Below are 12914 nucleotides of genomic sequence, written 5' to 3' on the forward strand. Positions count from 1 at the left end.
TCTCATAGAATCTACCATGTATGCAGACATGGTAAATTTTATCCAATCCCGCTTTGATTTTATTCGTTCTTCACTACCTATATAAGCATTTGTTATCAGTTTATACGGCAATAGTTCTGCCTATTTTTAACAACTGTTTTACCTGCTTTCCTCATCATTAATATCTTCTACATCAGCACGACCAATCACATCTAAATCTTCTAAACATAGCTTATCATATTCTTTTTTGCAAAAATTGGGATCAATATCACACATCGCTGACTGCAGTTGATCGAGACGATTTTCTGATTGTTGAATGTGCTCAAGCATTTTAGCAAATGCTTCTGCGACAGGGTCTTGTGAATAAGGGTCGATACCATAAGCACGGAAGGTATTGGTGCGTTTGGCAGTAGGGGTAGTGTCTTTAGTTTGATCGTTGCTCTCACCAGCTTGTGCGACTTTTTCTTGTTGCTTGGCGTCTTGTACTTTTGTCGCGATTGGGTTGCCTTTTTCATCGTGATGATCTGAGATCATACGCGCGGCACTGCCGACCATCGTAGCACCTGCTGGTACTGGTTTGACTACCACTGCATTTGAGCCGATTTTAGCGTTTTTACCGACAGTAAACGGCCCCAAAACTTTTGCACCAGCACCGACTGTTACACCGTCTTCTAGCGTTGGGTGACGCTTGCCATTATTCCAAGACACACCGCCCAAAGTAACACCATGGTATAGCGTCACATCGTTACCAATCTCAGCAGTCTCACCGATGACGACGCCGACACCATGATCGATAAAAAAGCGTCTACCAATCTTAGCAGCAGGGTGAATCTCGATACCTGTCATGATGCGCGAGCCGTAGGAGATCACGCGTGCCGCTAGTTTTTGTTCATTGTTCCAAAGGCAGTGTGCACCGCGATGCAAAACAAGCGCATGTATGCCCGGATAAGTTAGGATCACTTCCAGACTATTACGCGCCGCAGGATCTCGGGTGAATACTGCATCAATATCTTCTTTCAAATCATTCTTGATAGTAACAAGTGATTTGAATAATTTGGATGGCAATGACATAAAGCGTCCTATCTATTCGTCGGTAGAGTGTCGTTGCGAAAGCAGCGATGCCTCTAATCTGTGGTCATAAAGTTCGGATAATCAGGAATATATATTTTCGCTAAGCTTCTGCAAGTTATAACAGCTTTATACGGCAAAATATAGTAAAAAGCTGTCCAATAAAAGCAAGCCCATAAACTACGGCTTGTTTTATTCTTTCGATAGTTTGGCAATCAAAGCGCTTAATAGCTGATATTCTTTTTGATCAAGCTGTAGGCGTGACCCAAGTCTAGACAAGCGTGATGGCAATGACTTCAGATGTTCGCTATTTGCTAGTCCTCGCTGCACCATAAGGTCAGTGGTGCGCTGAGTGAGCTGTTGCAGCTGCTGATGATTAATAGCAGGCTCATCCCATTGCTGACGCAAATTCACATTGATTGTCGATTGGGCGTCTGTGCTTGTATCCGAATCTAAACTATCAGCTGTCTGAGCATGCGTTTGAGCATAAGCAAAAATAAAGCTGGCGATCACTTGCACGGCTGATGCAACATTTAGCACAGGGTAAGCAGGATTGGCATCGATCTGAATATGATAATCGGCATAAGCCAATTCTTCATTGGTCAATCCACGGTCTTCACGTCCAAATAGAATAGCAATATTTGGTTTGCTAGAAGTAGCAGCAGATGAGGTATCAACACTACTATCGTCTGCACCTAAAGCTGCCTGTGCATCGATAAAGTCAAACATAATCTTAGCGGCTTGCGTAGGTGTCACCACAGGGCGAGGTAAGTGACGACTACGACTGCTAGCGGCAAACACCAACTGACAGCCAGAGATAGCAGACTCTAAAGTAGGTGCAATTAAAGCTGACGATAATAATTCACTGCCACCTGCTGCATGAGACACACTGGTTTCGTCAATCGGTAATTTGGGGTCGACCACCGTTAAACGAGATAAGCCCATGGTATGCATCGCACGGGCAGCCGAACCAATATTAGCAGGCAAAGTTGTATTAACCATGACTACTTGTAAGCAATCAAGGTAGTCGCTTACTGTATGTGATGATACGGCTAATGAAGCGTCGTTACTCATTATTGTCCCAGTCTCTGATTGATTTCTTGTTCAGCACGGTGTAATGCAATGGCAATCTCTTCGATCAGGACGGCTTGCTCATTAATCCGGCGCTCACGGCAGTATTCTTGTAACTGGCTGCTAAGACGGACTAATTGAGTCGTACCTAAGTTGGCGCTAGCACCTTTTAAAGCATGAGCGGTTTCAAAGCCATTGGCATTATCGTCTTTTTGATGAGCAATTCGCAGCGCTGCAACTCTTTGCTTACTATCAGAAAAATATACTTGTATCAAATCAACAAAGTCTTCTTCGAGCAGGTCACGCATGTCCTCGAACTGTTCATGATTGATGATTTCTTCATCAGTTTGTCCGAGCATATTATTATTTGTAGTGTCATCCATGGTGGTTGTCCAATTTATAAAAGTTAAAGCAGTAGGGTCTGTTGAGCATTCAAATATTAGGGCTGCTGATTACTAAAATTGCACCAGACTAGGCGAAAACTGATGATAATGTTGAGACCTTAGCTAGGTTTTCAACAACGTTTGGGGTGATTTTAGCATCAGCCTTTCAGGGCAGTACTATTTTTTGCCAATACATGGCGAAATTATTTAACCTAGAATGACTAGGTGGCAAAAATTTCACTGCATATTGCCTAAAAAATAGTGACTGCCAGCACCACATTTGAATATTCAACAGACCCTGATATTACTATAATGAATTTTTTAAAAGTAATGTACGTCTTAGCTGTAATGAAAATGTAAGTTCTCTTCACTGACCAAAGTCTTTAATGTCTGCAAGTTATCGTCATTTGGGTAAACGCGCCAGTGTTCAGACAGTCCAACATTTGCGATGCCATAGACCTCATAAATGCTTAGTCCAAGTGGCAGACAGTTATCATTGATAGAAGCGTCAGTATTACTCAGGGCATTATTGGCATAACTGGCTGACATACCGTTTTGATTGGCCGCGTCATGATTCATGTCGCTCTCTAATGCCAATAAGTCATTACCGTTCTCATCATACAAGCTACCACCCATTGCAGGGTCGTAGACGTTACTACCGCTGCTACTTTGCTCGTCTTGCTCTTGGTTATATGCCAGACGCGGCTCAGGAATAATGTCAGCTTGGGCTGATTTGAGTAGTGGTTGTAGACGTGTGAGCAGATTAATATCACTACCATGAACTTTGATACTGATTTTTTTGAGCCAACGTAGTCTGGCATCTACCATGCTCATGGCACTATCAAGACGTGCAAACAAACGTCCATCACGCTCACGGATGCTGCCTTTGATAATGACGACTTCATCGATTTTCAACTGTTCTTTGACACGATTAAAACGCTCAGCATAGCAGCTGACCTCAAGTCTCGATGTACCATCATCTAAAGTAATCACGTTACGATTACCAAAGTTGGCAATATCTATGATAAGCCCCGAGAAATAGCAGCTGCCGTTATAGCCAGTATCGGTTAACTTATCGAGACGTGCACCAGAGGTGTAGCGTTTCAACTCATCCAAATACTCATTGATTGGATGTCCCGTTAAGTACAGTCCCAAGGTGTTTTTTTCAGCTTTTAGACGGTGTTTGTCACCCCAGATGAGTTCTGGGGTCATGACTAACGGCGGGGCTGCAACCACACCATCCATTTCACCAAACAAATCCATCATACCGATTTCGCGGTTTTGACGGTCTTGCTCAGCGGCTTGTACCGCGCTTGGCAATTGACTCATCAAGGCACCGCGAATCTCGTAAGCTTCATCGGCTGGCAAGTCAGGTCGTAGCGTGGCGGCAAAGTCATCAAAACAACCAGCACTAACCAATGCTTCAAGTGTGCGTTTATTGACTTTTTTGATGTCCACACGGCGGCAGAAGTCATACAAGTCCTTAAAAGGACCTTCGCGGCGGCGTGCATCTACGATAGACTCTACCGCGCCTTCACCCACGCCTTTGATTGCGCCAAGACCATAGATGATATTGGTCGGAGTATCGGCAACGAAATGCCACTCACTACGATTGACCGAAGGATTGACTACGGTTAACCCAAAGTTTTCACGGCAGTCATTGATAAAGAACACGACATTGTCGGTGTTGTTCATATCTGAAGTTAAGACCGCTGCCATAAATTCGGCAGGGTAGTATTGCTTTAGGTAGGCCGTTTGATAAGCCAATACGCCATAAGCCGCAGAATGCGAGCGGTTAAAACCGTAACCTGCGAACTTTTCCATCAAGTCAAACACACCGCCTGACGTGACTTCATCGATGCCTTGTGAGGTGGCACCAGTGACAAAAATATCGCGCTGCTTGGCCATCTCTTCAGGTTTCTTTTTACCCATCGCACGGCGTAGCATATCAGCACCGCCCAAACTATAGCCTGCCATCACCTGCGAGATTTGCATCACCTGTTCTTGATAGACAATAACGCCATTAGTGTTTTCTAAAATCGGCTCAAGATTGGGATGGTCATAAATGACTTCCTCGCGACCATGCTTACGGTCGATATACATCTCTACCATGCCTGCATCGAGTGGGCCGGGACGATACAGCGCACACATGGCGATAACATCTTCGATATTGGTCGGTTGCAGTTTAGCAAGATATTTCTTCATGCCCATACTTTCTAGCTGAAAGACCGCCGTGGTTTTGGCATCTTGCAGCAGCTTATAGGCTTTGCTGTCATCTAACGGCAAATCTTCTAAAACTAAGGCAGGTACGTTTTCTTTTGCACGGCGCAAATTGATGTTTTCAACTGCCGCATTAATGACGGTTAAGTTGCGTAGACCCAAAAAGTCAAACTTTACCAAACCAACAGCTTCTACATCGTCTTTATCAAACTGGCTGACGCGGTGACCTTCATCATCACAGTAAATGGCGCTAAAGTCAGTGATTTTGTGCGGAGCAATCAATACACCGCCGGCATGTTTACCGACGTTTCGGCAGACGCCTTCAAGCTTAATCGCCATCTCCCAAATCTCGATGGCATCTTCGTAATCCATATTATCAGGATTAGAGATCAAGTCTTTGAGCTGTGGCTCTTGCTCAAGTGCTTGGCTCAGTGTGATGCCAGGCGTTTTTGGAATCAGCTTGGATATTTTATTGGCCAAGAAGTATGATTTGCTTTGTACGCGTGCCACATCTCGCACAACCGCTTTTGCGGCCATCGTACCAAAGGTAATAATCTGTGAGACGGCATCACGACCATAGGTTTGCGCGACATAATCAATGACGCGGTCACGACCTTCGATACAAAAGTCGATATCGAAATCGGGCATCGATACCCGCTCAGGGTTCAAGAAGCGCTCGAATAGTAGATCGTAATGAATCGGGTCAAGATCGGTAATGTTTAATGCGTATGCGACCAATGAACCTGCACCAGAACCACGTCCAGGGCCTACTGGCACGCCATTGGCTTTTGCCCAGCGGATAAAGTCCATGACGATTAGGAAATAACCGGGGAAGCCCATGGATAGAATAATATCTAACTCATATGCAAGGCGCTCATCGTATCTCTGACGGAAATCGCTCCAATTATCCGTACGTGCTTCGATAGGAAACAGCTTATCTAAGCGCTGCTCAAGCCCGCGTTGTGACTCGGCACGGAAGAACGATTCAATCGTCTCTCCTTCAGGCACAGGAAAATCAGGTAGGACGTTAATACCAAGCGTTAAGGTGACATTGCAGCGTGTAGCGAGGCGTAAAGTGTTATCAATGACCTGCGGAATATCAGCAAATAATTGCTCCATCTGAGCTTGGGTTTTTAGATACTGCTCATCCGAGTAAGTCTGCGGACGGTTTGGGTCAGCAAGGACATAAGAGCCTGCAATACAAACGCGAGCTTCATGAGCATCAAAATCATCCTGCTCTAAAAAACGCACGTCATTATGCGCAATGATAGGGATGTTGTGTTTGGCACCTGAATGGATGGCTGCCCTAATAAAAGCATCTTCGCCTGAACGATTGGTACGCTTGATCGCAAAGTACAAACGATCGTCAAACTGTGCCTGCCATTCAGTGAGTAGTTCATCGGCCTTTTCTGGCATTGAGCCGACCAATGCTTGACCCACGTCAGACTTTTCGGTGAGCAGTACAATCACACCTGCTGCATGCTCTAAGATATGACTACGCTTGATAACTGGCGTGCCATGATTGACAGGATCAGCGCGACCTTCGGTAAACCCGAGCGATACGATACGGGTAATGTTTTGATACCCTTCGTTATTCATCGCAAGTAAGGTAAGGCGTGTGTCTTCATTATCCATGATGACTTCACTGCCAATGATAGGCTTGATACCCACACCTAAACAGGCACGATAAAACTTCACCGTGGCATATAAATTGGACAAATCGGTCAATGCCAACGCGCGCTGATTGTCAGCCGCAGCAGCTTTTACCAGCGGTTTAATACGCACGATAGAATCGGTGATGGAATATTCGCTGTGAATGCCAAGGTGTACAAATGCCATAGAAGACTCTTACTGGTACGATCAAAGAAATAAGCTACCGATAAAATAATTGATTATTATCAATCAATTATGCTGATATCTAGTGGCCAACAAGACCTCGATAGCTATATTGATACGTTTTAAATGGGGTCGTCAATAATAGCATTATTTGCCGCAGACAGCCACAGGTTCAAAGGGTTTAATCTGCGTAAGTTAAGTCATTAAGATGTAAAAACTCGGTTATAGACAACAGCAAAAAGCCCCCAATACAACGAGGTATAGAGGGCTATGTAATTGATAATTAAAGTCAGTTTTTTAGTAACCAACCACTGCCGCATCGACAATACGTGGATCAGACGATCCATAAACACCGTTTGGTGTGAGCATGATCGATTGCGTAGATCCCATCGCGGATTTTGGACTGACCGTATGACCCATTGATTCGAGCTTTTTCACTGTGTCGATATTCAGTGCTTTTTCCACTCGAATCTCATCAGGTAGCCATTGATCGTGGATACGCGGCGCATGCGTTGCCTCAGCGATATTCATATCATGGTCGATGACGTTAGAGATAATCTGAGTGACAGTCGTGATGATACGGCTACCGCCTGGACTACCAGTAACGATGTAAGGTTTGCTGTCTTTGAATACGAGCGTCGGACTCATAGAGGATAGTGGACGCTTATTGGCTTCCACTGCATTGGCATCGCCACCAAGTAAGCCGTAGCCATTTGGTACGCCCGGTTTGGCAGAGAAATCATCCATTTCATTATTGAGCAGAATGCCCGTACCGTCCGCAACGAGACCAGTACCATAAGAGAAATTCAACGTATAAGTATTGGCTATCGCATTGCCATCTTTATCAACGATAGAGAAATGCGTGGTTTGATCGCTTTCATAAGGTAGCGGATTGTTGGCTTTGATGGTAGATGCTGGCGTGGCTTTATTGGGGTCAATCAACGTACGCAGTTTGTCTGCATAGGCTTGTGAGGTTAAGCCGCTGGCAGGTACATCGATAAAGTCGGCATCTCCCAGATACTCAGCTCGATCTGCATACGCCAACTGCATCGCTTCAGCCATTAGATGAATAGTCTGTGCGCTGTTTTGTCCGTAGTCTTTGAGCGGATAGCCTTCTAATATATTCAAAATCTGCACGATGTGAATACCACCAGAGGAGGGCGGCGGCATAGAAACAATCTCATAGCCACGGTAGTCGCCTTTGACAGGTTCGCGAGCGATGGCTTGATAATTGGCCAAATCTTGCAGGCTCATGCTACCGCCTGCTTCGTTGACTGCTTTGACCAGTTTTTGAGCGGTCTCACCCTTATAAAACCCATCGGTACCCTGTACCGCAATCCGCTTTAGCGAACGCGCAAGCTCAGGCTGCTTTAAACGTTCGCCTGGCTGATAAGCGCTGCCATCAGGCTTGAAAAACACTTTTTTGGTACTTGGCCATTTTTGCAGGCGATCGCTCAGCGCCGTGAGTGACTCGGACAAGCCAGCGGTGACTTCTATGCCGTCTTCAGCCAGTGCTATCGCTGGTGCCATAACTTGCTCGCGGCTCATCGTACCATGCTCTTCTAGTGCTTTTAGTAGTCCTGCTACTGTCCCTGGCACGCCAACGGCCAAGCCATGATAGCGAGATAAGTCGCTGACAGCATTGCCTTTTTTATCAAGGTACATATCGCGTGAGGCACTACTCGGTGCTTTTTCACGGTAATCAAGCGCCACCGTTTTGCCTTGTTTGGCATCATAAATCATCATAAAACCACCACCACCGATATTACCTGCGCGCGGCAAGGTTACTGCTAGGGCGAAACCTACTGCAACGCCAGCATCTACCGCATTACCGCCGTCCTTTAAAATCTGTAAACCGATATCAGAGGCAAGCGCTTCTTGGGTAGCGACCATGCCGTTTTTTGCCCAAACTGGATGATGAATGGCGTCTTCAGAATAGATGGCTTGGTCACTATTAGTATTGTTAGCATTGTTCGATGTGGTGTTAAGGGTATTGGCCTTCGCTCGCGTGATGCGCTTGGTTTCAGAGAGTACCGTTGGACTATCAGCCATGATAGCCAAGTTTATGGCACTGGTATTGATTGATGTATTGTTGACTGTCGCATTACTTACTGAGGTCGTTGACTCTACAGCCTGTGCGGATATAGATAGCAGTAGCGTACTGGTAATGAGCACGGCGCTAGATTTGAGTAAGGTATTAGTTTTCGGTTTACGCTGCTGAGCGGTTCGATGGTGGCGAGATAATAACTGTGACATCGCAAAGTCCTTTTTACGCGAGTGGAAAGAATAGAGCTAGGAAATAGATAAGCCTAAATAGTAACGAAAATATGAGATAGTAGAAAGTTGTTTATTATCTTTTGTGGTGTACGCTTTTATAGCGTTTAGCTGTATCAGCTGTATTTCAAATAAATGAAGCTAATTTTCAAGTAAATGAAGCTACTGATAAGACAGCAGTTATACAGAGAAAATTATTTATTAATGAAGGAGTTCTTTAAAAATATTCGCTAATATTACTAAGTTGTAACGTCTTGTGATATAAATAACGGTACCACTATGCACTCATTATCGACTGTCTATTCATACAAAGAGATTACTATGTCATCACACCATATTAATAACCGCAATCGACAGCGCTACTCTGAGACTGCGCCTGCTTATTTATCTAACACTGATCATAAAAACTATAATGGTAAAAATAATAACGGTCATCTATATCCAGCCGGTAAATTGACTTCTATCGCCTTGATGGTTGGTAGTGCTTCACTTGTACTCGCAGGTTGCCAATCAACTCCAGCCAGCTCATCTTCCAATCTGTCGTCGAATAGCAGCGTCTCTAGTACCATGATGGACTTTAGTGTCGCAGATACCGCGCAGAGCCAACGTCAAGGTCAAGCTTTCACTGTCAGTCAAAACGCTCAGGCCGCGCGTTATGAGCAGCTGTTTGATCAAGAGAAGTATCCAAGCACCGAAAACCAAGCCAAATCACACTTGCTTGCAGCCATTCGTCAGCACTTGGCGACCGAGCATGTCGCAGTCGCCACAGCCAACTATCGCTCAGCACCATTCATTGACCCAGATAGTATCGACGCAGGATCTAGTAGCTTGCTTAGAACGATCATAGAAACCTATGCGTATCAGCCTGAAGGAGTATATAGCGAAAGTGATGATGAGCCATACAATGATGACTATAATGATTATGATGATGCGAAAGATTCGATAGAGTCCGATTATCCTAGTGATTATGATAAGTCTAGAGCTGAAGCAGAGAGAAGAGCCATTGCTGCTATATTGGCTGAAGCGGGGGAGAATGAGCCGACGAGCAGTGATACCAACAGCGATAACGAGTATGCTTACGATACAGCAGATTATGATAGTAATGACTATGATGAATACAGCAGCAGTGCTGAAGGTATGCTCTCAGGGATGTCAGGTTTAAGTCCAAAGACAATGGCTACAAAGTATGAAGCCATGCAAATGTCTAAACAGAAAGCTAAGACAAAGACAGTAAATCGTGGCAGCCTACCAATGTCATCTACAGGCATGATTGGCAATATACTTGATATGTTCCACCGTACTCCTGAGCAAATAGCTGCATCCAATGCTTATCAGTATGAGCATTTAACATTCAATAGTGTCAGTCAATACCGTCCCAAGCAGCGCAAATTACAAAGCGTCTATAGCTACGATTACGCCACACCAACGATTAGCTCATCGATACAGATACCGTTAGCATTTGATTTTAATAACAGCAGTGTCGTAGTAGATCCATCGGCCATTATGCCGATCGTTGCACTTGTTAACCCTGAGAATACGCCATTACCATCACAGATGACCTCGCATACAGTGAGCTTTGGTTTGCCTGAAAGTATCACGGCACAGCTGCCACCAGCGGTGCTCTACGATGCGGTGCTCAAAGCAATACAGAGCAGCATGGCTGAGCTGGCGCCCGAGCATTTTAGCGCAGTAGATATCAGTGGTGACGCGTTTGCCAAAGAAGTCGGTGCGACTCGCGCCGTAAAAGTCTATTTCGGTAGCCAGCAAAGCGGTGAAGTAATTGGCAAGACGCTCAAATATGTGACGAAATCACTGCAAGAATACGTAGATGCCAATCCAGATAAATATCCTGATGGTGCTGCACTAAAGACAGCACTAGCTAAAGTGCAATTATACAATAAAGGCTATCAAAGCCCGGATGTCGGTTCGCTATTGCAGCTGATTGAAGCTATCGGTCCTATCTCGTTTAATCAAATCAACTACTATTACTTAGACAGCTCAGATCGATTGCTGGCCAAGCAGCAACGTGTCAATATCGGTGGTGATTTGATGGGGTCGACCACAACTATGCTAAACCAAGTGCGTTACGATAAAGCCAGCTTCAACCGTAATGCCTTGACACCGCTCCTCGATGAGTCTTTTGGTCCAGACGCTATGCCTCCTATCGATGGCAATGCATGGATAGCTACGCAGCGCGAGAAAAAAGACAGATTACAAACGGCCCGCTATGCACGCTACGACTATCAAGATAGCGGTAACGAGGGTGCTTATAGCAGTGATGCTTATAGCAGTGATGAGTATGGTAACGATAATGACAATGGCACAGACGCTGTCGATGAGAGCCGAGTTGACGATGCTCAAGATGATATGAATGAAAAATAGAAGTCAAATGACATCATCGCATTGCATTTACGCTCATATCTATTAAGGATAAAAAATGAAAACAGTACATCACACCATTGCACAACGTCTGCCATGTAAGACTAAAAACAATCTGCTAATAACCAGCGCATTTTTGACAGGGGCGCTGTTGTTAACAGGTTGCCAGTCTACCAGTTTGGGCCAGTCCAACACGGCGGCTGTAAAACAAGCACCTAGCATTGCCAAAAAGACACTAGAAACAGCACTACAAAAACAGCGTCGTCAGTCATTTAGCTACCATAGCAATCTTGAGATTGGTAATAACCAACAATTTACAGATGCCGATGCCGATGCCGATGCCGATACTAATACTAGTACGGAGAAAATGGCGGCATCAGACTACGTAGATGAACACTGCGAAGAGGCACATGACCAAGCGTACGCCGCTCTAATCCTGCAAGCAGAACAGCAAAACAAAGATATCTTAGCGGTAGATTACGATACTAAACGTGACAGCATAAGGCAGTCGTATTTTGAGTGCGTAGATGCCTATCATGCATGGGATGACCATCAATACGATAGCGATGTAAAAGTAGCACCAGATTATCAAGCGCTATTTGATAATTATGAGGATAAACAAAGACCGTTAGATGTGAAAAAAGCACAGTTATTAGATGAGTATCTACTAAAGCCGCTTTCTATCGACTCTCAAGGGATCTATCAACCGATGGCAGGCAAGGCTACGATGCTCGCTAGTGCGCAATATCAAGCACGTAATCATCACAGCAGTATCAACCAGCCTATTTATATGGATTTTAAAAACGGTGATATTTACCTATGGGCAGATAATTTTGCGATTCTAAACTCAGAATTGTTAGATAATAAACTCGGTACAAAATGGCAAAATAAGTGGTTAAAAATAGCCATTGATGATGGTACATTGCCTAAAGGATTTGGTGGTGAAGTCATCAAAAGCCACTTTGCGGCATTAGATGCGACTTATGATGCAGCTCCTGTCAGCCAGTTTAATTATGTTGCCCCTAACTCACTTGCTTCACTGTCTCCAAAGCTGCCCGCGCACCAGTTATCGGCTATGCTACCAAGCGATCAAATCATTCGCCGAGTACAACGCTTTGGGGATTATCAAGCGTCGCAACAGAAATATATGCAGATTTTCTATGATCGGATCAGTAAAAAATACCCAGAGCTGGTACAAGAACCCGAACCGATGACAGCGTTTGAGTCGATTCAAAATCCAAAGGCATTTACCAGTAAGTCTATTGTACAAAAAATACTGGCTATGATAAAAGATCAAATGAATGAGGAAGCCACGACAGGTGAGACTGTTGCCAATACAGAAGTACAGGAACTGTACGGGTTTGATAAACGCGGTCAACTCAAATGGGAGCACTTACGTCGTCAGTTGGACAATACTAGCGAAGCGAATAATGACAAAGGTATGAGATTAGATGTGTTGCAGCAGTATTCCACTATCAGTACTAAGGACTTGGCGTTTCCTAACCTACCAAGTAATGTGCAGACGCCAAACGCTAGCAATAGTATTGATTTACGAAAGTATGCTCCAGAGCTGCTGCAATACTACCAAGACGGTAATGGAACGGCAGTAGGTAAAATGGTATTTAACATGTTGCCGATGGTCAGAGAGCGTATTGGTTCGGTTGAGTAACTGATTAGAGTATTAATGAGTAAATAGAAAGCATT

General features: G+C 44.6%; 7 protein-coding genes. 2 read left to right on the plus strand and 5 right to left on the minus strand.

What is annotated here, in order from left to right; translation table 11 throughout:
* Window positions 1-138: 138 nt before the first annotated feature.
* The 5 genes from cysE to ggt all read right to left on the minus strand — a co-directional run bounded on the left by cysE (window position 139) and on the right by ggt (window position 8813).
* On the minus strand, window positions 139-1050 hold the full coding sequence (gene cysE / locus CXF61_RS04780) for a serine O-acetyltransferase (RefSeq protein WP_165597357.1): 912 nt from the start codon (window positions 1048-1050) through the stop codon (window positions 139-141).
* A 189-nt stretch (window positions 1051-1239) separates the two neighbouring features.
* Entirely contained in the window at window positions 1240-2121 is an 882-nt protein-coding gene (locus CXF61_RS04785) for an RNA methyltransferase (RefSeq protein WP_165597358.1), read from the minus strand.
* Window positions 2121-2501: an Hpt domain-containing protein gene (locus CXF61_RS04790; protein WP_101204466.1), complete on the minus strand. Its 381-nt coding sequence runs from the start codon at window positions 2499-2501 to the stop codon at window positions 2121-2123. Before CXF61_RS04790 ends, CXF61_RS04785 begins: the two co-directional genes overlap by 1 nt.
* 339 nt (window positions 2502-2840) lie before the next feature.
* Window positions 2841-6560 carry a DNA polymerase III subunit alpha gene (gene dnaE, locus CXF61_RS04795; RefSeq protein WP_165597359.1) on the minus strand — a complete coding sequence of 1240 codons (3720 nt, stop codon included), beginning with the start codon at window positions 6558-6560 and terminating at the stop codon, window positions 2841-2843.
* A gap of 294 nt (window positions 6561-6854) precedes the next feature.
* Window positions 6855-8813, minus strand: a complete 1959-nt coding sequence (ggt, locus tag CXF61_RS04800; protein ID WP_227526600.1) for a gamma-glutamyltransferase — start codon at window positions 8811-8813, stop codon at window positions 6855-6857.
* Between the two features lie 339 nt (window positions 8814-9152).
* Here ggt and CXF61_RS04805 point away from each other — a divergent pair, with 339 nt between their 5' ends.
* Both CXF61_RS04805 and CXF61_RS04810 read left to right on the plus strand, forming a co-directional pair.
* Window positions 9153-11213: a hypothetical protein gene (locus CXF61_RS04805; protein ID WP_165597360.1), complete on the plus strand. Its 2061-nt coding sequence runs from the start codon at window positions 9153-9155 to the stop codon at window positions 11211-11213.
* A 55-nt stretch (window positions 11214-11268) separates the two neighbouring features.
* Window positions 11269-12879: a hypothetical protein gene (locus CXF61_RS04810; protein WP_165597361.1), complete on the plus strand. Its 1611-nt coding sequence runs from the start codon at window positions 11269-11271 to the stop codon at window positions 12877-12879.
* Window positions 12880-12914 lie beyond the last annotated feature (35 nt).

It is taken from the genome of Psychrobacter sp. 4Dc (genome assembly GCF_002836715.1).
Classification (GTDB): domain Bacteria; phylum Pseudomonadota; class Gammaproteobacteria; order Pseudomonadales; family Moraxellaceae; genus Psychrobacter.